General features: G+C 53.7%; 22 protein-coding genes and 1 pseudogene. 7 read left to right on the forward strand and 16 right to left on the reverse strand.

Translation table 11 applies throughout. From position 1 onward, the window contains the following. Positions 1–85 precede the first annotated feature (85 nt). The 3 genes from QOL67_RS07380 (at position 86) to QOL67_RS07390 (ending at position 2,083) form a co-directional block, all read left to right on the forward strand. Positions 86–343 carry a hypothetical protein gene (locus QOL67_RS07380; protein WP_283425314.1) on the forward strand — a complete coding sequence of 86 codons (258 nt, stop codon included), beginning with the start codon at positions 86–88 and terminating at the stop codon, positions 341–343. Positions 344–446: 103 nt separating this feature from the next. Next, positions 447–869, forward strand: a complete 423-nt coding sequence (locus tag QOL67_RS07385) for a hypothetical protein (RefSeq protein WP_283425315.1) — start codon at positions 447–449, stop codon at positions 867–869. Positions 870–940: 71 nt separating this feature from the next. After that, positions 941–2,083, forward strand: a complete 1,143-nt coding sequence (locus QOL67_RS07390; protein ID WP_283425316.1) for an SH3 domain-containing protein — start codon at positions 941–943, stop codon at positions 2,081–2,083. A 9-nt stretch (positions 2,084–2,092) separates the two neighbouring features. On the opposite strand, the gene QOL67_RS07395 is transcribed toward QOL67_RS07390, so the two are convergent. The 6 genes from QOL67_RS07395 to QOL67_RS07420 all read right to left on the reverse strand — a co-directional run bounded on the left by QOL67_RS07395 (position 2,093) and on the right by QOL67_RS07420 (position 8,494). Next, positions 2,093–2,233: a hypothetical protein gene (locus QOL67_RS07395; protein ID WP_283425317.1), complete on the reverse strand. Its 141-nt coding sequence runs from the start codon at positions 2,231–2,233 to the stop codon at positions 2,093–2,095. A 425-nt stretch (positions 2,234–2,658) separates the two neighbouring features. Then, complete coding sequence (locus tag QOL67_RS07400) at positions 2,659–3,702, reverse strand: glutathione S-transferase C-terminal domain-containing protein (RefSeq protein WP_283425318.1); 1,044 nt, start codon at positions 3,700–3,702, stop codon at positions 2,659–2,661. A 10-nt stretch (positions 3,703–3,712) separates the two neighbouring features. Then, positions 3,713–4,279 (reverse strand): hemerythrin domain-containing protein, encoded by a 567-nt coding sequence (locus QOL67_RS07405; RefSeq protein ID WP_283425319.1) that lies wholly within the window; start codon positions 4,277–4,279, stop codon positions 3,713–3,715. A gap of 586 nt (positions 4,280–4,865) precedes the next feature. Continuing rightward, complete coding sequence (locus tag QOL67_RS07410; RefSeq protein ID WP_283425320.1) at positions 4,866–5,468, reverse strand: helix-turn-helix domain-containing protein; 603 nt, start codon at positions 5,466–5,468, stop codon at positions 4,866–4,868. Beyond that, complete coding sequence (locus QOL67_RS07415) at positions 5,468–5,800, reverse strand: hypothetical protein (protein ID WP_283425321.1); 333 nt, start codon at positions 5,798–5,800, stop codon at positions 5,468–5,470. The genes QOL67_RS07410 and QOL67_RS07415 overlap by 1 nt, the downstream gene beginning before the upstream one ends. Before the next feature lie 234 nt (positions 5,801–6,034). Then, positions 6,035–8,494: a GcvT family protein gene (locus QOL67_RS07420; RefSeq protein WP_283425322.1), complete on the reverse strand. Its 2,460-nt coding sequence runs from the start codon at positions 8,492–8,494 to the stop codon at positions 6,035–6,037. Between the two features lie 103 nt (positions 8,495–8,597). Here QOL67_RS07420 and betI point away from each other — a divergent pair, with 103 nt between their 5' ends. Next, positions 8,598–9,230, forward strand: coding sequence for a transcriptional regulator BetI (gene betI, locus QOL67_RS07425; RefSeq protein WP_283425323.1), 633 nt, complete (start codon positions 8,598–8,600; stop codon positions 9,228–9,230). Positions 9,231–9,279: 49 nt separating this feature from the next. On the opposite strand, the gene QOL67_RS07430 is transcribed toward betI, so the two are convergent. Genes QOL67_RS07430 through QOL67_RS07455 form a run of 6 tightly spaced genes read right to left on the reverse strand, consistent with a single transcriptional unit; the run spans position 9,280 to position 14,898 of the window. Beyond that, the gene (locus QOL67_RS07430; protein WP_283425324.1) at positions 9,280–10,071 is read right to left on the reverse strand and encodes an SDR family NAD(P)-dependent oxidoreductase; all 792 of its coding nucleotides are present in this window, start codon (positions 10,069–10,071) and stop codon (positions 9,280–9,282) included. A gap of 22 nt (positions 10,072–10,093) precedes the next feature. Next, positions 10,094–10,891, reverse strand: coding sequence for an SDR family NAD(P)-dependent oxidoreductase (locus QOL67_RS07435; RefSeq protein WP_283425325.1), 798 nt, complete (start codon positions 10,889–10,891; stop codon positions 10,094–10,096). Then, positions 10,888–11,706, reverse strand: a complete 819-nt coding sequence (locus QOL67_RS07440; protein ID WP_283425326.1) for an ABC transporter permease — start codon at positions 11,704–11,706, stop codon at positions 10,888–10,890. The genes QOL67_RS07435 and QOL67_RS07440 overlap by 4 nt, the downstream gene beginning before the upstream one ends. Positions 11,707–11,715: 9 nt before the next feature. Beyond that, positions 11,716–12,567 carry an ABC transporter permease gene (locus tag QOL67_RS07445; protein WP_283425327.1) on the reverse strand — a complete coding sequence of 284 codons (852 nt, stop codon included), beginning with the start codon at positions 12,565–12,567 and terminating at the stop codon, positions 11,716–11,718. A 21-nt stretch (positions 12,568–12,588) separates the two neighbouring features. Beyond that, positions 12,589–13,746, reverse strand: coding sequence for an ABC transporter substrate-binding protein (locus QOL67_RS07450; protein ID WP_283425328.1), 1,158 nt, complete (start codon positions 13,744–13,746; stop codon positions 12,589–12,591). A gap of 30 nt (positions 13,747–13,776) precedes the next feature. Next, positions 13,777–14,898: an ABC transporter ATP-binding protein gene (locus QOL67_RS07455; protein WP_283425329.1), complete on the reverse strand. Its 1,122-nt coding sequence runs from the start codon at positions 14,896–14,898 to the stop codon at positions 13,777–13,779. Positions 14,899–15,019: 121 nt separating this feature from the next. Between QOL67_RS07455 and QOL67_RS07460 the strand changes: the two genes are divergently transcribed. Continuing rightward, positions 15,020–15,814 (forward strand): helix-turn-helix transcriptional regulator, encoded by a 795-nt coding sequence (locus tag QOL67_RS07460; RefSeq protein ID WP_283425330.1) that lies wholly within the window; start codon positions 15,020–15,022, stop codon positions 15,812–15,814. Between the two features lie 35 nt (positions 15,815–15,849). Here the strand turns inward: QOL67_RS07460 and QOL67_RS07465 are convergent. From QOL67_RS07465 to QOL67_RS07475, 3 genes and pseudogenes are all read right to left on the reverse strand, one after another. Next, positions 15,850–16,463, reverse strand: a pseudogene (locus QOL67_RS07465) (integrase core domain-containing protein); the annotation flags it as partial. Further along, positions 16,427–16,573 (reverse strand): hypothetical protein, encoded by a 147-nt coding sequence (locus QOL67_RS07470; protein WP_283425477.1) that lies wholly within the window; start codon positions 16,571–16,573, stop codon positions 16,427–16,429. The pseudogene QOL67_RS07465 and the gene QOL67_RS07470, both read right to left, overlap by 37 nt. Before the next feature lie 221 nt (positions 16,574–16,794). Continuing rightward, positions 16,795–17,712, reverse strand: coding sequence for a LysR family transcriptional regulator (locus tag QOL67_RS07475; protein WP_283425331.1), 918 nt, complete (start codon positions 17,710–17,712; stop codon positions 16,795–16,797). Positions 17,713–17,816: 104 nt separating this feature from the next. Here QOL67_RS07475 and QOL67_RS07480 point away from each other — a divergent pair, with 104 nt between their 5' ends. Together QOL67_RS07480 and QOL67_RS07485 are read left to right on the forward strand one after the other, a co-directional pair. Continuing rightward, positions 17,817–18,380 carry an NAD(P)H-dependent oxidoreductase gene (locus tag QOL67_RS07480; protein WP_283425332.1) on the forward strand — a complete coding sequence of 188 codons (564 nt, stop codon included), beginning with the start codon at positions 17,817–17,819 and terminating at the stop codon, positions 18,378–18,380. A gap of 79 nt (positions 18,381–18,459) precedes the next feature. Then, positions 18,460–19,197: an SDR family NAD(P)-dependent oxidoreductase gene (locus tag QOL67_RS07485; RefSeq protein ID WP_283425333.1), complete on the forward strand. Its 738-nt coding sequence runs from the start codon at positions 18,460–18,462 to the stop codon at positions 19,195–19,197. A gap of 173 nt (positions 19,198–19,370) precedes the next feature. Here QOL67_RS07485 and QOL67_RS07490 read toward each other — a convergent pair whose 3' ends face one another. Beyond that, on the reverse strand, positions 19,371–20,240 hold the full coding sequence (locus QOL67_RS07490) for a LysR family transcriptional regulator (protein ID WP_283425334.1): 870 nt from the start codon (positions 20,238–20,240) through the stop codon (positions 19,371–19,373). Positions 20,241–20,285 lie beyond the last annotated feature (45 nt).

Consider the following 20,285-nt stretch of genomic DNA (forward strand, 5'->3'; position numbering starts at 1 on the left):
AAAATCCAAAAGATGAGTCAGCAGATGGGAGCCAGTCGAATTGGCACATAACTTAGTTGATAAAATGAAAGAACAGGATTGTACCATGTTTGCTAAACACACGTTTCTGACCGCAGCGGCAACGCTCACATTGGCTCTTGCGTTGGGGGCGGTCCCCGCGAGCGCACTGGGTGGGGATGATCCCATTGAGGGCATCGATATTATCATCAAGGGCCTGCCAGACAGCCGGCCAATTGCGCCAGTATCCGTTGGCGATGATGAAAAGGAGTCTGCGGAGTTGAAGCGGAAACCAAAGAAGATCTGGATCTTACCTGACCCAAAACTTCAAAAATCTTCGAATTGAATGCCGGTTTGGCATGCCGTCGCTTCTCTTGAGGCAAGGCTGACTGCCCACATGATTTGACCAACCCTTCATCAAAAACACACACTTAGAAAAGGAATACTTTGTGACTATTATAAAAAAGAAAGCTTTCATGGGGGTCGCTGTCGCTGCGACCAGCCTGATGATGTCAATGAGCTCAGCCTGGGCGATTAGTAGCTGCTGGCAGGCTTCTGACCCTCCCGGCTGTTGGTTGCAATGTACCTTCGGCGGTCCTTGCCAACTGGACAGTGTTTCAAGCAGCGGCTCCGCAATTCAGGCCGAGTTGCCCAACGCCAAAGCCGAGGTCTCTCAGAAGTTTACAGCAACGCTGAAAAATCTGGGCAAGGCGGACGTCGAAGGTTTCAAAAAATCCCGTGACGCTTACCGTGAGATTGGTGGCCAGACCTGTAAACCTGAACAACTTGTTGCGGTTATGACCGATGCCGTGGGGCAGGAAAAAGGCCACATGGCAGCGGCAAACACAGTTGCTAAGACCTGCTTCAAATAAATGATTAGGCGTAAGGCGCGCGCCCTTTGTGGGCCTTACACCACCTTTCCTGTTTCCGATTGAGTGTGCAAATGACCCCATTCCCCCAAACCCACCTCGCAATCGCTGCGCTTACAACTGCCCTGTTTCTTTCAGGCGCAAGCGCCTCGGCAGACATGATGGAAGTTGTTGATATCGCGGATGGAGATACGCTCAATCTACGTACCGGACCTGCCGCGTCCTTTCCTGATGTCGGGGATTTGTCGGAGCATATGCATGTTGATGTTTTGGCGTACAATGAGGACGGAAAGTGGGCACAAATTCTGCGCCAAGGCCGGATCTATTGGGTTGCCGCTCGTTATCTGACTGCTCCAAATTCAAGGGATGAATCCGGTACTGCCATGTCTTCGCCGACAGTTGGACCAAATGTCGTGATGGGCATCGCGGTGGATGATGTGGATGGGGGGCTTGTTGTTCGGAGTGGTGCGGGCACATCCTTTGGCCGGCTGGGAGTTTTGCCCAACCACACGGCGGTCCACGTCATTCAATTTGACAGGCATAGCGACTGGGCCATGATTGATTTTGGCTCTGATGTTGGCTGGGTCAGCACAGCCTATCTTGCCGCGATGGCATCGTCTCCCCAACCAATGCCGGATGCCTCTCCGGGTATTGCCCCGGATGGTGGCACATTGCCCGCCGTGTTTTCGGTCACTGGCGTCTCGTCAGGAGACGTTCTTTGGGTCCGTGATGCGCCACAGCCAAATGGTGCTCAGCTGGGCAGTCTCAATCCGGGGGCAGTTGTGAACGTCAATGGGCGTTCCTCAGGAAACTGGGGCCAAATCACGCTCAACGGGCAAATTGGCTATGTCAATATGAGTTTCCTGACACGGAAGGCTGACACTGCTCACGCCACAACCGCAAATGGCTTTCCCTTGGGGCTGACGTGTCGCGGTACAGAGCCTTTTTGGACCCTGACAATTGGCGAGGACCGCAGTTTTCAATACACGTCGTTGATTGATGGCCAGGATCCAATTCGCCATTTGGCGATTGCGACGCCAGCATTGACAGGGGGGTATCCGTATAGGTTCAAAGCACAGTCGTTGACCGGGATGATTGACCAGCAAGCCTGCTCTGATGGCATGTCTGATGTCTCCTACACAATGACGATCCAGCTTCGTCGTCCTTCAGGAAGTGGTGTGAACGTAGAAAACCTATTCGGGTGCTGCGATAGGTAGACTGCTTCCCTATGTCTCCGCCATAAAACCGCGCGAACCCAAGGTATTGTCAGCAGTTTTGACCGGACAAGCGGTGGCCTCGTGGTTTACGCCGTCGATCATGCCCCGTAGAGCAGCCACGTTTGTTGTGTCATCGGCCGAAATCAACATGCCTGAATGCTCACCAAAGCCCGCTACCTCGGTGCTGGGTGCGCTTGTGTGGGCCGACTAGAACCTGCCCCTTCGCCACCGGATCGCTTGGTCAGTCTTGAAACCAGGGGCGACCAACTCTCAGTAGCACCCCAACTAATCCTTCGTGCCTGCAAAGCTGCGCGGGTTGCTCATATGGATGTGGGCGCGGCAGGTGGTCAAATGTATGGGAGGGAGATGCAATGAGCTGAAAGTGTGAGTTCGCAGTGCCCAGGCCCAGCGGAAGAGATGCGAGGAAAACGCGCTTTGCAAAGTGCATTGCTGACGTTCCCCGCGAGGGCAAATTTCAGAACTGGCGGAACTTACGGTCTGAGGACAAAGCACGACTGCGCTGCAGATGCACCGGTCGCTGTCTTTGCAGTCAGCATCTGCTGCCAGAAAGCGATCTACAGCGGCTCAGCATCGGTAAAATGGCTCAATTCTGGATGACGATAAGCTTCGGGATATCTCATCGGCATTTTTGGCCCCAAAGGCACCACGCCATTCCATGACCGTCCAAAGTAGCCCTGACGGCAATGGATCAAAGATCCCGCGTTCGCTATGCCATCCAGCATAAAGGCTCGACACAGCCACCGCCACAGATACGGGTAGTCGAGGATGCGCGCTCCGTTTAGTTTCATTCGAACATAGTAGACCGGATCGTGGCGATAGAGCGTGGGAAAGAGGCGCAGGTCGGCCTCTGTGAACTGCTCGCCCGTCAGGAATAGGCGTCCATCGGACAGCCGGTCCTCCAACTTCTCAAGTGTGTCGAAATAGGCGCCAAACGCCGCTTCGTATATTGTTTGATCAGATGAAAATCCCGCTTTGTAAGCGCCGTTGTTGATCGTCGTGTAGATCGTTTCGTTGAGGTCGTGAATGTCTTGGCGCAGAACAACGTCATCGGGGTAGAGCTGTACGCGCCTGACCGACGCGGTCCGGCTGCCAAGCGCTTTGGCGTGTCGGTCCAGCATCCGGATGATCTCGGCACTCTCGTTGTTCACGATGCGGCCAGCGATTTTATCATACAGGATTGGGACGGATTGTTCGTCGGAACCTTCGCGTTGGTAGATTTCTTTGGCCAAGCGCAATCTTTCGCCAGTTCCGGTTTCCAGTGTGCATTCCGGCAGCACTGCCCCCGTCAGCGACGCAATCCGGTGAGGCGTAAATTCCCACAGATTCGCGCCAGCGGAGTCGAGCTCATTTGTGCGATTGGGAAAGGCCACATCCATTGTGATGCTGTCCTGCAATCCCAGAACGGCCCGCGCCAAGGTCACGCGATGGCACCACGGGCAATTCAGCGCCACGAACAGGTGATACCGCCCCGGCTGGGGTGGAAACTCCGGATCACCGATTGCATGCCGAAAGCGGCTAACGCCGCGCACAAATTCACCTCGTGCGCGGCGCTCCTTGGCTTTGGATTGGTCTTCTTCAGTCGCAGCATTTTTGGCCATGTATAACCCTTCACCCTCTCAGCCGGTGATGCAAGATTATTGGCACAGCCAGCTCTTCCTCATCAACAAGATGGCGTTTCAGAAAAGCTTCGATCACCTCACTGGCGTGATGCACGCCTGCCACTTCTTCACGCGATTGCGCTTCATCCAGATGCGCCAACTTGAGGGCACGGTTGGCTTGCCGGGTGAAATCATCCAGCACCCGATCCAGATCGGTATGGTCCCTCTCCAGCACCTCCAACCCCGCATCAAAGCGCGGGTCGGCCGCAGACAACTCCGGAAAGTAACTATGATCTTCCCAGCCATGGTGGCCATGCAAGTTCCCAACCAGATTACCGCCGTAGTAGGACAACCGCCCGGCATAGTCGTCGAGCGCCATATCCTTGTTTAAGAGCGCTTCAGCGTCCAGCTTCACCCGCTCAGAGACCCGGCGGAACATCTGATGCGCACCCAACCAATGGCGGGTCTTCTCTTTGAAGCCAGGATGCGCATCCCAGGCATCGCGCGGGTATTGATCCAAGAGAAACCGCATCTCTTGGGGCATGTCGTCATGGCGAATGGTATATGAATCAAACATTTGATTTCTCCTTTCGGATCAAAGGTGGGAGGTATGATTGCCGCCCACCAGTGCGCCAAAACGCACAGCAGATCTGCGTCATCGAACACTGGAAAAACGAATACCGCTCAAATCTTCGATCTCGCGCTTGCATGTGGTGATATCGCAGGGCGTGAAGTCGGTTGGCTGTCGTGACCAGTCGCGGGCCAACACCTGCATCTGATCCAACTTGCTACAAAATACCGTGACTGCTTTTACAATCTGTTCAAAAATCCATGTGGTTGACTGAACTTACCCGATACCATCCCCCAGCTCTCCGAACGGGCACATAACGTTGACCACGACCCGAAAGGCGGCTCAATCCACTCAGTGGCTGCTCATGTGTTAGACGTATATTTGAAAGTCGGGCAAAGGGTTGTTGAGGTTTGATCACCCCCCACCCTTGTCAGTTTACAGCTGGCCAGCAGCTGAACACTTACGGCACCACATCAAACAACAACCCTATCTCCAACTCCGGTCATATTCGAAACACAGCTACGTTATGGGGTGCGAATTACCCGCATTCGGCAGGATCCGGGGAAGGATCCAAACCGCTCGCGGGGTCGCCTCATTCACATTTCATGTACGTCTTCAGGAGCCGCCCTACTGCCCCGAGAAACGACAACTCACCGGTTACCATCAGGCCAGGTGCCAGTTCCAGATCCTGGGCCGGAAGCGCCAATAAACCTTCATAGCCATACCCCTCGCGTTCAAAGACTTTTACAACTCTCTGTTCGAACTGCCCCAAATCCATCTCACCTGAGGAACTCCTTCGCACTATGGGGTGAGACCTCGGGCCATGCGCAAACACATTCTCAGCATCTCCCTTTTTCTTTTTAGTTTCTTTTATTGTTTCGGGTGAAGCAGGCCGCAGGTTCAGGCGGCAGTGTGTTGCAGGGGGAGCGGAAACAGGGTTCCGGCCGGTACGAAGCCTTGCGCGCGGTTTGCGCTCAGCCAACAGAGTATTTTGCCTCAACTTGCTCACGGAAAATATTAGGAACTGATTGCGTGAACGTAGAGTGATGCGAAACCGTTTTACGGCACCGCGTTCCTCCAACTCTTTGAAAGCGCTACGGACGCTCCGCTCGGAAAAACCCGTTTCTTCGGCGAGCTCAACGGCTGACGGATCACACCGGCCAGTTTTGGTGTTCTGACGATCCAAGAGCCTCATCAGTACAGCAACCCCTTATTGTATTCACGGGTCTGTTGCGGCTGTTTAGAATTCTCGGCTATCGGCAGCTTTGGACCATCCAAGACCTCTGCCACATCGCCAGTCAACGCGAACCAAAGCCTATCTGCGCCAAGCGTTGATTTTGTTCGCTCGTCCAGATCGAAGCACCCGTCAACATTGATCTCTTCAGGTAGTGGGAGTTCACCATTCTCACTCAATCTCGGGAATGCATCCGGGGAAATCCAAGAGAAACAACCCCCTTCCAGCCCATCCTCAGCAATGCAGATTACCCAACCTTCTTTGGCCGCCCGCCAGGCCACTTGCGCAGACATAAAAACGAAACCGATGAAAGGATCCGCGTCCCCCCCATAGTTCTTATGGTCCAGTAAGGCTGGGTTGGCCAAGAGCCGCGGTTAAGTTGAGACGACGAATGATCGCTCTTGGCCACAAACGTCGAAGATGCACAGTCCAGAACAGGTGAAGGCACGACGGTTCGCAGAAACGCGGGCTGTAATTGTCGTGCTACAAAACTGCCAAAAATGCTGGAAAGAACTGCATTCCCAATCTCAACATTTGATACGTTCCATAGAGGGATCAAGCATTGGCTTGATTGAAGCACTCGCCGGAACAGCCTGGCCAGCCACGTCTATTTCCCAGTTTCCATTCTGCACCGTGGCAAGAGACACCGGCACATCCAGAGAGACAAAGCCAATTCCGACCGCGCCGCCCAGCGTGTGACCATATCCGCCAATCTGCAAGTGACCAACTTCAACACCATCAAGATAAACAAGCTCATTTCCATAAAGCAGCGGTTCAGGGTCCTGAAGCAGAAACTGCAGCATTCGGGTTTTGGGAACACCCCGCGCTTTTATGTCCGCCAGTGCATCATGGCCAATAAACCCACCGGGTTTGTCCAGCTTCACGGCAAAGCCAAGCCCCGCTTCAATCGGGTTGTCAGTGTTGTCCACATCCAGCCCAAAGTCGCGATAGGCCTTTTCCAAACGCAGTGAATTGAGGGTCTGCATGCCTGCATCGCGCAGGCCAAACGCGCGGCCCACTTCTTTCAGCAGATCATACACCTGAACTGCAGCATATGAGGGCACCTGAAGCTCCCACCCAAGCTCGCCAACAAAAGTGACCCGGAAGGCTTTCACCATCCAATAACCGACGTCTATGTCCTGACAAGTCATAAACGGGAACGCCTGATTGGACATATCTGTGCTGGTGACCTTTTCCATCAACTGGCGCGCTTTGGGACCGTGAATATTGATCTGAGTGATACCCGGCGTTACGTCCGTAATCACCGCAATTTCGCCGGATTTGATGTGGCGGCGCATACGCATTTCGGTGTGGCCGTGGCTGTTTTCGCCAACCACCACCATAAATTTGTTTTCGCCCAGCCGGGTTACGGTCAGATCGGCTTCAAACCTGCCTTTCTCATTGACCCACGCGGTATAGACCAGACGGCCGTGGGGAACATCAACTTCGTTGCAGCTCAGTCGGCTCATCAGTGCAAGCGCATCGGGGCCTTCGACAACAAACTTGGACATGGCAGACATGTCCATGATGATCACATCCTCACGGGCGGCGCGGTGCTCTTCGGCGTGCCAATCAAACCAGTTCTGCCGGAACCAGCTGTATTTTTCTACCTTTGCCTGATCGGGTGTAGGGGCAAACCAGTCGGGCATTTCCCAGCCATGCCCCTCAGCAAAGAATGCGCCTGAGGCCACCAGCCGGTCGTGTAGGGCTGAGCGTTTCATATCACGGGCGGTTTCATAGCCTTCGTTGTGATAGTGCTGGCCAAACATTTTCCCCAATAGTTCTGGTCCACGATCCCGGCGAAAGGCGCGGGTGGCGTGGTGACGGGTGAACCGGTTTACGTTGATGCCGGTGACATCGATCGGTGGGTGTCCATCGACAATCCAATGTGCAAGCACATTGCCAGTGCCCGCACCGTTCAGAATTCCAAGGCTGTTCAAGCCACAGGCCACAAAACAATTGCGCAGTTCCGGGGTTTCGCCAACCAAGGGGGCAAGGTCAGGCGTAAAGCTTTCAGGCCCGCAAAACAGCTTGCGCACCCCGACATTCAGGGTTGAGGGTACGCGCGAGTATGCGGTTTCCAGATGTGGTGCCACGCGGTCCCAATCCGGTTCAATCTCGCCAAACGCAAAATTTTCCGGGATACCGTCAAGCTTCCAAGGGGCTGCACCTGGCTCAAACAGCCCAAGCATCAGCCCTCCCACTTCTTCCCGGTAGTAGGTGTAGGTGGATGGATCCTCAAGGACCGGCAAGTCGCGGCTTAAACCGTCGATGTTTTCCGTGATCAGATAATAATGCTCGGCTGCTTGCAGGGGCAAGTTGATCCCGGCGCTGGCGCCCAGTTGCCGTGACCACATACCCCCGCAAATCACAACGTTTTCGGTCGTGATGGCCTGGCCATCAGAGGTGCGCACGCCGGTTGCGGTGCCGTTTTTGGCCATGATTTCGGCGACAGTGACGCCTTCGAAGATTTGTGCGCCACGCATACGGGCGCCTTTGGCCAGTGACATGGTCACATCCACCGGATTGGCGCGACCGTCCTCTGGCGTATAGAAACCCGCCAGCACGTCAGACATATCGCCAATCGGGAACAGGCTTTGGCACTCCTGAGGGGAGATTTCGTGGATATTGATGCCATGGCGGCGCATGAAAGGCGCCACGCGGCGCATTTCGTGAACGCGTTCTTCGTTGTTGGCGATTTGCAGATAGCCAACGTCGCGAAATCCGGTGGTAAGGCCTGTTTCCTGTTCAAGAGCCGCGTAGAGGTCGCGCCCGTGAGTGTAGATTTCACACTCGGCCTCGGTTGTCAGCAATCCCCCCACAATTAGTCCGGCTGCGTGCCACGTGGTGCCAGACGTGAGTTGGTCGCGTTCCAGCACCACCACATCTGTCATGCCCAGCTTTGCCAGGTGGTAGGCGGTGTTGCAGCCAATTGAGCCGCCACCAATGATCACGGTCTGCGCGTGCGTGGGAAGAGGTTTGGTCATAACTGGGTCCATTCCGGGAGATTCGGTATTTGATCAAATCTTTGATTGACGCTGTCAAAAAATCAAGTCATTGATTGAACAGCCATTCAATGGATGGAAGTTTATGGTTGAAATAAAACAGAAAAGATCTCGCACTGCATCACCTGAAATCAGGAAAAAGCAGATCATTGACGCGACAATTGCATCGATTGGCAAACACGGAATTTCAGGCACAACCATGGCATCGGTTGCCAGGTTGGCAGGGCTGTCTGCGGGGCTTGCGAACTTTCATTTCAGGAGCAAAGACGCACTGCTGGAAGAAACGTTGCGCTGTTTGGCAATAGAGCATCGTGAGCAGTGGCTAACGCGACTTCAGGCTCCGGACCTAGATGCACCGGCAAAAATTGTCGCGGTCATTGACGCTCAGTTTCACACATCAATTTGCAATCGGAAAAAACTGGCAGTTTGGTTTGCCTTCTTTGGAGAGGCTGCTTATCGAAAATCTTATCGCCGCATCACCACTTCAATCGACGCAGAGCGGCTCGATGTTTTGGCAGACTTGTTTGATGAGATCATACAAGACGAAGAGAGCGCTTTGGACCCAAAAGGGGTGGCACGCACGCTGGAAAGCCTGTTTGACGGGTTTTGGTTGAATATGCTGATGTACCCCGATCAGTTTTCGCGAGAGATGGCAAAGGCCCAGATATTCGACTATTTGCACACCAGTTTCCCACGCCATTTCGCTCCTTTGTCATAGCGAAACCGGTATTTTATTTGACGGTGGCTGGCTCCCTCACAGGTTTGTGTCAGCCTTTTGCGTACCATCCGTTGTCCACATAGGTGGCGTTTCCGTTTACAAAACTGGCTTCATCCGAGGCCAGAAAAACCACCGCTGCAGCCACTTCTTCCGGGTAACAAATGCGTCCTTGCGTGGCTGCCATTCCGGACTCTTCCCACTCCTGTCCCGCAGCATCCAATTCCGCGATTTCTTTCAATCCATGGGCCGTTTCAACAAATCCCGGACAGACAGCGTTACAGCGAATACCTGCGTCGCGGTATTCGGTGGATATGGTGCGTGCCAACTGAAGAACCGCGCCTTTGGACATGCAATAGACCGATTCAAGCGCATAGCCCAGTTCAGCGGCAATAGAAGCGGTGATGACAATTGAGCCGCCACCGTTGGCGCTCATGTCCTTGACCGCGCGGCGACACGTCAAGAAGGCCGATTTCACGTTCACGTCCATCAGCCAGTCGTATTCGGCCTCAGTGGTTTCATGCATCGCTTTCACAATAATTGTGCCTGCGTGATTGAACAGAACATTGTAAGGGCCAAAGGTATCCAACGCCGCGTCAAAGGCTAGGTTGATCTCAGCATCTTTGGTCACATCCGCATGAAAAAATGCGGCATCACCACCAGCGTCACGTATCATGCCGACGGTCTTTTGCCCTTCTTCATCCTGAATGTCGAAGATGCTGACTTTGGCGCCTTCTTCGGCAAAGGCCAGCGCGGTTGATCGCCCCATACCGGTTGCGCCACCGGTGATCACAGCCACTTTGCCAGCCAAACGGCCGTTTGGGGATTTTATGCTATTGGTCATACTGATTTCTCCAAACAGAAGTTTAAATACACTCCCCGCCATCAATGACCAGCGCATGGCCGGTCATGAAGGTGGACATGTCAGACGCGAGAAACAGGATCGAATCCGCCATTTCGCCGGTTGTTCCCCAACGTCCCATTGGAATGGTTTTGGAAACGTAGCGCTCCAATTTTTCGCGCCCGCCCATTTGCGTCTCAAAGCCAGCGTTAAAAGGCGTGTCGATGAACCCAGGGCACAAAGAGTTGAAGCGGATGTTGTCTTTGGCATAGTCAGCCGCCATCTGACGTGTCATCGCCACAACCGCATGTTTGGTTGTGGCATAGGCAATCATCTCGCGGTCATATTGCACACCTGAATTGGACGAGGTGATGATAACACTGCCGCCACCGTGTGCGCGCATATGTCCAACAACCGCGCGCGCAGCGACAAAATGCGACCTGACGTTCAGCTTCCAGGACAAGTCCAAACCCTCAAGGGGAACTTGCTCCAAATTGCCTTCGACCTGGTAGCCCGCATGGGAGTGCAGCACGTCAATGTGGCCGTAGGTTTTGACGGTTCTGTCAATCTCTGCAGAAACGGCTTTGTCATCAGTCACATCAAGGCCTGCTGATGTGGCGCTTACGCCTTCGGATTTCAGCGCCTCGACCACTTGCGCGGCCTTGTCGGCATCAAGGTCTGTCACAACCACCTTTGCCCCGTGGCGCGCCATGGCCATGGCTCCTGCACGTCCAATGCCGGATCCTGCGCCGGTGACCAGTGCGACTCTGCCCTTAAGGGTTGGGAAATGGGGAGCAGAAAATGGGGTCTCAGCGAGGGTCATTTTGGTTTTTTGCCTCCGCGTTGAAGCAGTAATTGAGCCGTGATTAGCATCAAAAGGGATACAATCAGCACCATTGTGCCGATCGCATTGATCTCTGGCGTGACGCCTCGACGGATCGAGGAAAACACATAAATCGGCAGAGTGGTTTCGGACCCGGCGACAAAGAACGCGATGATAAAATCGTCAAAGCTGAAGGTGAAGCTGAGCAGAAAACCCGCCAGGATGGCCGGAAATATCATCGGCAGGGTCACCTGTCGAAATGTCGCCATTGGCGTTGCGTACAAGTCTGAGGAAGCTTCTGTCAAAGCACGATCCATGCCGGCCAGCCGGGCCCGTACGATGATTACCACCAACGCCATTAGAAACATCGTGTGGGCCGCAATCAGTGAGCCCATCCCCATTTGTAGCTTTGGCGGCGTCAGCCCATTTGGCCAAATCGCTGCGATCATCGGGTTCAGTTGATCAAAAACGGTGACCAATCCAATCAATGTGGCAATGCCAATCACGATGCCGGGGATCATAACCGCTACATAGATCAGCAGATCAAATGCGGTACGCACCGGCCCCTTGATCCCTTGCAGCGCAACCGCAGCCATGGTGCCAAAAACGCTGGCACATAAGGCGGAGGTAAAGGCCACGATCAGGCTGGTCTCCAGGGCATCCATGACAAAGGGATTGGAAAGCGCCTTGCCGTACCACTTGGTCGAAAAGCCCTGTAGCTGGCTTGCATGACGCCCGGCATTAAAGCTGAAAAGCGCGATCACGCCAATCGGGATGTACAGAAACAGGTAAACGCAAACTGCATAAGCTCTCATTGGGTCACCTCACATGATCGACACGTCTTCGCGGCTGGCGCCAAGACGAGTGATTAGCCGCATGTAGACCGTGACGGCGATCAGCATGACAACCACCAGCGTGACTGCCACCGCTGAGCCATAGGCCCAATTGCGGGATTGCAAGAACAGGTCGACCAACGCATTGCCGACGAAGAATACTTTGCCTCCGCCCAGTAGAGCCGGGATCAGATATTCCCCCATCAATAGGATGAAGACGAGCATGCATCCGGTTGCGATGCCGGGGATAGAAAGCGGAAGGGTAATCTGAAGAAACGTGCGCCAGGGTTTGGCACCAAGATCGGACGAAGCCTCGAGCAGCCGTTTGTCCAGTTTGTCGAGGCTGACAAAAATCGGAAAAACCATCAGCGGCAGGTATCCGTAAATGATCCCGATCAGCACCGCAAACGGCGTGTTGATCAGGCGGACACCTTCGATCCCGACCCAATCCAAAAGGGCGGGAATGCCGCGGCCGCCCAACAGAAAAATCCAAGCGTAGCTGCGGATCAGGATTGAGGTCCAGAACGGCACAATGACCAGCACCAAAAGGATCGTTTTCCATTTTGGGCTGCTTTTGACCGCCAAATAATAGGCCAACGGGTAAGCAATCAGCAGCGCTGATAAAGTGCCAATTGGCGCCAATGTCATTGTGTTCTTGAACGCAGCCCAGCGGGCCGGGAGATTGGCGTATTGCTCAAATGTGAAAGCGGGTACCACGCCACCGGCGGGTGCCCGCTCCCCAAAGCTGAAGATGAAAACAACAGTCAACGGAATGATCAGCATCACCAGGAACCAGGCCCCGGCCGGGGCCAAAAGCAACCAATTGCGCGTACGTGCCGTCATCGTGTTTTCACCTTTGTTGGCTTAGGCTGATTTGAAGCGCGCCATCAATTCGGCACGGTTCGGGTCGGTCAATGTCGCGGCTGCACCAAACTCAAGCGGTGTCAGAAGCTCCTGCGCAGGGAAGAGGATTGGATCGTTCTTCAGGGCTTCGGGCAGAAGTTCAAAGGTACGGGCATCCGCTGTGGGATATCCGTGCGCCAGCACCTCCTTGGCATTGACTTTAGGATCCAACAGGAAGTTGATCAGCGCATAAGCCGCGTTCATATGGGGCGCACCTTTGGGAATGGCATAGTAATCACTCCAGATCTCCCCCCCCTCACGACCCAGCACGTAGTGAATTTCAGGCATGTCAGTGTTGAGCTGTTTGCCATCGCCGGACCAGCAGATTGTCAGCCAGGCATCACCATTGCGCATCGAAGGTTGATAATCGGACGTGATCGCAAAGAGGTGTGGTTTTACATCAATCAGCAGCTTTTCAGCATCGGCCAATTCTGCTTCGTCGACCGAATTGAACGAATACCCATAGTAGTTCAAGGCGCTGCCGATGGTTGTCAGTTGATAGTCATGCACCATGGCGCGGCCGGTGAATTTGTCCCGCGCAATGTCAAAGAACTCTTTCCAGGAGGCAATTGGCTTGCCGTCATTGTGCTTGGTGTTCACCGCCATTCCGGTGGAACCCCAGTTTTTGGGCACCGCATAAAGCGAACCATCAACAGATCCTGCCTCGGCATAGCGGGCATCAAAGGCAGCCCCGTCGTAGTTCGGGAGCTTAGAGGTATCCAGTGGTTCAATCAGGCCTTCATCGACATAGGTCGAGATCGTGTAGTTGGTGGGCACATATACGTCCCATCCGGTTGCGCCAGCTTGCAACTTGGCCAGCATTTCCTCGTTTGAACCAAAGACGTTGACCTGCACATGGGCCCCGGTGGCTTCGGTAAAGGCCTCGAAGTTTTCGGGATCATGATAATTGGGCCAGGTCGCTAAAACCACGCGATCACCAATGTCACCCGCAAACGCAGGACTAGGGCGCAAACCCGGAACGGCGGTGCCCACAACGGCTGCTGCGGCGCCAAGCCCGGTTACATTGAGAAAATGGCGTCGTGTAATGGACCCTTTTCTGTAACTCTCCAACTCTTGCATGAACTTCTGTTTGGAGATGTAGTCGATGTCTCTGGTCATTCCCTTTACTCCCTACGGTTGCTGTGTGTTTTAGTTTCGGTCGAGGATAAGTGCTGCGCTGTCTTCCCAGGACACAAATGCTGTGTCGCCAACGGTAAAAGCGCCTTCGGTTTGTTCAGATTGTCGTGGTGAAAGAACCAGAAAATCACCAAGCGTTTCATGGTTCACCAAATACTCGGTGTGTTCTCCCAGAAATATCCGGTTGCGCACCTCCACTGTCAGCCCCTCACCTTGACGTTGCAGGGTCATTTGTTCGGGGCGCACGCTGACGGATACGTCTTCACTATTGCTCATTTCTTCGGTGGGGGTTCCCCGCATGATCATCCCGTTGCTGAGACGCACGGACGTCAATGGGCCGGGCTGTTCGACAACGGTGCCATCAAAGAAGTTAGAAGTGCCAACAAAATCAGCCACATACTTGGAGTTCGGTCGATCATACAGCTCTTGGGGACTGCCGACCTGGACAATGCGCCCCTCGCGCATGATGCAAATACGATCGCTCATCGACAGGGCTTCTTCCTGATCGTGAGTCACAAGGACAAAGGTGATGCCCAACTGACGTTGCAAATCCTGCAATTCGATCTGCATCTCTTTGCGCAACTTGCGATCCAAGGCCGCCATCGGCTCATCCAGCAACAGAAGCTTGGGCTCGTTGATGATTGCACGTGCCAAGGCGACGCGCTGCTGCTGCCCGCCAGACATTTCCCAGATTTTGCGGTCCTCGAACCCGCCGAGCTGAACAATGTCCAAGGTCTTGTCGACCTTTTCCGCGATCTGCGCTTTGGGTAGCCGTGGGCGACGCTGACGCAACCCGTAACCAATGTTCTGGGCAACGGTCATATGTGGAAATAGAGCGTATTGTTGAAACACCATATTGACGGGACGATGGTGCGCTTCCAGTGCGTTGACCACCTCGCCATCAAGCAGCACGTCACCTTCGGTTGGCGTCTCAAACCCTGCCAACATTCTAAGAGCGGTGGTTTTTCCGCAACCCGACGGCCCAAGGAAAGACAGGAATTCACCTTCCGTGATTGTCAGATTTAGATCGCTGGCTGCGAGCACATCTCCAAAACGTTTGGACACACCCCGTAACTCGGCAATGGCTTTGCCGTCCGCTGGAGTGAAAGCCTCAATATATCCCCTGGATTCCATTTATTGCTATCTTTTTCCGGTTTGGTGAATACTATCCAATTTGGAAAAACAGTAAGAAAAACTCCATTCGATGTATATACCACGTTTTTAGTATAACAATCGTAGTAGCGAGGTTTGGCATATGAAAACCGTGATCACCGCGACCGGAACCCTGATCGATGCGATCGGAACTGAGCGCTTTGCACAAACCATGTCTGACACCCTCAAAGGCATAGCCGCATTCGATTACACGGTCGTTTTCGGATATCTCGGTGCAGCCAGCCCAAAAGATCTGTTCGATGACTTTCCGACAAGTAAGCGCAAGATTTTTGTAGAGGACTATCAGGAAGGGCCGTATCTGCTGGATCCCTTCTTTTTGGCCTGCGGTAATCAAGTCGAACCCGGCCTGTATCGGATCAAAGATCTGGCACCGGACAGGTTCTTTCAGGGTGAGTATTTCCGAAACTACTACGCCCGTACAGGTTTGGCTGAAGAGATAGGCTATTTCATCGAAATGCCTGGGAATACCATTGTGGTTCTTTCGCTAATGCGTGCCGAAAAGGCGTTTTCCGCAAAGGATTTCCGGCAACTACGCGAGTTCTGGCCAGTTGTGCGCGCAACTTGTCAACGCCACTGGGGTGATTTGTCAGCGCAGTTTGGAGCGGATGCCAAAGGGACGTTAAGTGGGGGGCTGCATCACAGTGTAGAACTTGCTTTTACAAACTTTGGCGAGGGTCAATTAACGCCAAGAGAAAGGCAGGTCGTAGAGTTCACTCTCAAAGGTCACTCAGCTGATGCCGTTGGGCGCATTCTTGAAATCTCACCAGGCACGGTTCGTATCCACAGGCGGAATGTGTATTCCAAGCTTCAGATCAGATCACAGGGTGAGCTTTTTTCCAAGTTTATCGAAACTTTGGTGTCGGGTGAGAGTCCTTGATACGGTACGGTTTGACCTGCTCTTCTGAGAGACCGTTATTTTGGGTTAATTCTGTTCAGGTTTTGGTTTTCCTTCGACTGACTAACATTTTCTGCGGGTGTCAGGCCGCGAGACTGGAATGCGGGCCGTGGTGGTTAAAATCATTGCGCCATGCCATCACCAGATTGCGGGCATGGCGAAGGTTGTCAAACAGATGCTCGTTGAGGCATTCATCCCGCATCCGGCCATTGAGCGACTCCACGAAGCCATTTTGCATTGGCTTGCATGGTGCAATGTAGTGCCACTCAATGTTCCGGTCTTCTTGCCATTTCAGGATGGCATTACTGGTCAGCCTGGTCCCATTGTCACTGACCACCAAGTATGGTTGTCCACGTGTCTCGGCGATCCGATCCTGCTCTCATGTATCGCGGAGGCCTGACAATGACGTGTCAACGACAGCAGCCAAACACTCCCGGCTAAAATCGTCGATCCCGTTCAGAATTCGGAAACGACGACCACAGGACAGGCTGTCAGAAACGAAGTCGAGGCTCCAGCGTTGGTTTGGACCCTGAGGGATCGTCATCGGCGCTCTGGTGCCCACTGCGCGCTTACGCCCGCCCCGTTTTCGGACGGTTAACCCTTCTCCACGGTAGATCCGATAAAGCTTCTGACCTGCCCCCTAAACCAACTTGCCAACTCGCTGACCGTTTCTTCGCCTTTCAAGACTTCCAACGCCACCTTGGCCTTGAACTCTGGATGATTTTGCGTCCGTTCCGACATTCCCGATCTCTATCGGGTTGAAGGTCAGCAGACAATAAATCGTAAATTACGTCAGTGTCCGATTTTCAGGGGCAGCTCAAACGTCGCGGGACAAGCTGTTGCAATACTGCTAGCCGCGCATGATGCTTGGAATTGTAATGTGCAAAGTATGGCAACACAGGGCAATTAGCTATGCACCGGACCACCCGCAGATTGGGGACGTTGCAAATCGAACGAGCGTTTCATGTCATCATGTCAGATGAGGTAGCAGACACTGCTTGTTTCAGGTGTTGAATAAACAGGCGCAGCGGCACCAAAGCGCGATACTCTTGGGGGAAATAGATGTTCACCCCGGGCATGCAAACCCGATGGTCACTCAGTATTTCAACAAGCTCGCCAGTGTTGAGGGCGTCGGCGCTAAACTCGCGGAATGTATAGCCAACACCTAAACCGCGCGTTGCCAGTCCAACCGCCACAGGCAAGGAGTTGGCAATCACACTACCCCGCACATCGACCGGATAATCACCGTCGACACCGGAAAAGATCCATGGCGCCAAGAGCCCGGAACTTGGGAAACGGTAGTGAAGACAGTTGTGCTCCAGTAAATCCGTGGGGTGCTTAGGCGTGCCGTGTTTCTCAAGATAGGCCGGGCTTGCTACCACTGCCGCTGTCATGGGGTCGGTCAAGCTGACGGCGACCATATCCTGTGCAATCAAACCACCAAGCCGAAACCCCGCATGCAGCCCCTCCTTAAGGATGTCCGACCACGCATCAGCCAGCACAAGCTCAATCTCGATTTCCGGATAGAGCTCCTGAAAGGTCAGCAAAGGCTCGCAGATCAACAGGTGATATACGAATTCTGGAATGGCGAGCTTTAGCGTGCCGCGTGTGCTTTGGCCCGCAGTGCGAGCGTTCTCAAGCCCATGGGCGAGCTGCTCAAATGCCGGAGCGGAGTTTTGGGCTAAGGCCCTTCCCGCTTCGGTCAGGCTGATCGACCGGGTTGTTCGGATGAACAAAACGGTGCCAATCCTATCTTCAAGACTCTTCAACTGATGGCTTACTGTGGACCGTTTGATGCCAAGCGTCAAAGCCGCCGCGCTCAGACTGCCCTCTTGAACGATAGCATTGAACACTTCCAGTGTGGCTAATGGCAGTCTCATTGTCTCATTTCCTACACCAGAGAAGTTAGATTTCGGTCAATTGTTGGCGTGGTTTGACATAGTTATGTTTGGCTAACTTGTAAACACAGCCTCCGAGGCCCTTGATGAACACTCTTGTCTTATCCGCTCACCCCAATCTCGCAACATCCACCGCCAACCGGACATGGTTTGATGCACTTTCAAATACCGCTGGTGTCACCCCGCGCGACCTCGCCTCTGTGGGCGGGGCAGAAATGCACTTTGATGCGGCACAAGAACAATCATTCCTTCAGACCGCTGATCGCATCGTTCTGCAATTTCCGTTTTACTGGTATTCGTCGCCACCCGTTTTGAAAGCCTGGCTCGATCAGGTCTTGCTGTTCGGATTCGCCTATGGTCCCGGAGGCACACAGCTGCACGGCAAAGAGTTGGGACTGGCCATCACCACAGGTGGCCCTGCTGCCAGTTTTCAATCCGGTGCTTTCAACAACTTTTCGATGGCTGAGTTTCTGGTCCCATTTCAGCAGACCGCGCGGATGGTTGGCATGACTTACTTGCCTCCCTTTGTGTTGCATAGTGCCATGAGCCGTGATCACTCCGCGCTCAATGCCAGCATTCCTGCGTTGATTTCCTACGTCACCGCGCCGCGACACGCCATTGCCGCCAAAGCGACGCGCTCAGCCGGATAACCCCCCCCCAATAACAACCAACCCAACAGGTGACGCCTCGACAGAGACCTCGCCGCCCCTTCAGCCTTAGGAGAAGATCATGGAAAATTTCGAAAACAAAGTTGTGCTTGTCACTGGTGGCGGAAGCGGCATCGGTAAAGCAACCGCCGCAGCTTTTGTCGCCAGCGGCGCGAAAGTTGTTATTACAGGCCGGAGAAAGGCCGTGCTCGAGAAAACCGCTCAAGAACTTGGATCACAAGTGCATTTTATTGCCGCTGATGTATGCGAAACGGGTGAACCAGCTCGGATTGTCGAAGAAACCATCGGTAAATTTGGGCGCTTGGATGTTTTGGTGAACAATGCTGGAACCGGAACAATGGGGCCGCTGTCTGCCACCAGTGACACCGACATTGAAAGCACATACCGGATTAACGTATTCGCCCCTTTGGCGTTTGTCCGCGAAGCAATTCCGCACCTTGCAACGACCAAAGGGGCGGTTGTCAATATCTCATCCGTCACCGCGCGTGGAACATTGCCTGCAGTTGTGGCCTATGCGTCATCGAAAGCAGCTGGAGAGCACGCGGTTAGATTGTTGGCCGCGGAACTTGGTCCAATGGGCATTCGCGTCAACGCAGTCGCGCCTGGATTCACCGACACGGACGCATTGGCCTACGTCAAATCGAATGAAGAAATGATGGGAATGATTGTTGCTCAAACGCCAATGGGCCGATTAGGGAAGCCCGAGGATATTGCCAGCGCGGTTCTGATGCTCGCCGGTGATCGCGCCGCGTGGGTTACAGGACAATCAGTGCAAGCTGGCGGTGGTTATATGCTGTAGCGGGTCTAAAGTTCAGCGATGCGCAGAGCAATGCGCGTCGCTGGTGTTGCGATACCAATTGGCGCGCTCCGTGCCAGTTCTGGGATGGCATCGAAAAGCATCGGAGCAGGCCCAAGGCGAAATCTATCGGGACTGGCGATTGCAGAATGGGGCATGGCAAAACCCGGCAACATTTAGGTCCAGTCAGCTTGAACCAAAAGATTGGAAAAAGTTTCAAGCAAATTTGGAAAACGTGCGCGCTGACTCAACAGCAGAGAAACAGTGCGTCGCTGAGTTATGCCATCTATGGGTCGAAAAACGAGCTCGTCGGGCAAGGCGCGAGCAACACTTTTTGGCAAGATGGTCACCCAATTGTTTGTTCGTGTCATCGCAATCAAAGAGTGTGTGTTGTGCACCACTATATGGGCTCCTTCCGAGGCGGATCTGACTGCGTCCAGATCCAATTGGCTGCACAAATTGTTGCTCATAAATGCATAGGAGAAGATGTCGTCGAGGGTTGGCGGAGACGTAACTTTGGCCAGCGGATGTTCAGCTCCGCAAAGTAAACCAAACGCGTCTTCAAAAAGCGTGACACAATCCACTCCGTTGAGAGATTGACTGCCTGAAGCGATGCCAATATCCGCCTCTCCATGCAAAATGGCCTCGGCCACCATCGCACTGTCCATGTCTCTTAGTTCGACCTTTAGATGCGGGTGCTGTTCCATCATTGTGGAAATAGCTTGAGGCAATGCTAGCCCCGTCGCCGACGGAATCGACGCAATTTTTATCAACCCCTGAGGCGCATTTGCTGCATTCTCGATTGAGGTCACGGTGTCGTCAAACTGACGAAGCTGTGATTGAGCAATGCGAAAGACCTCCTGACCGAGGGGTGTCAGCTTGTTTTTCCGCTCCGTTTCAAACAGGCGCGCCCCAAGATGGCCTTCAAGTTGTTTCAGCGACATTGAGAGTGCAGACGGGGTGCGCCCCAATCGTGTTGAAGCCTCCATCAAACTTCCAAACTGCGCGACCGTGCTAAAGCACCGCAACATATCGATTTTGATCATACTTCAATTTTTCTGTAATTTGATTAAGAAGTTTAAGTTTGACTG

It is taken from the genome of Shimia sagamensis (genome assembly GCF_900182745.1).
In the GTDB taxonomy this organism is placed as follows: domain Bacteria; phylum Pseudomonadota; class Alphaproteobacteria; order Rhodobacterales; family Rhodobacteraceae; genus Shimia; species Shimia sagamensis.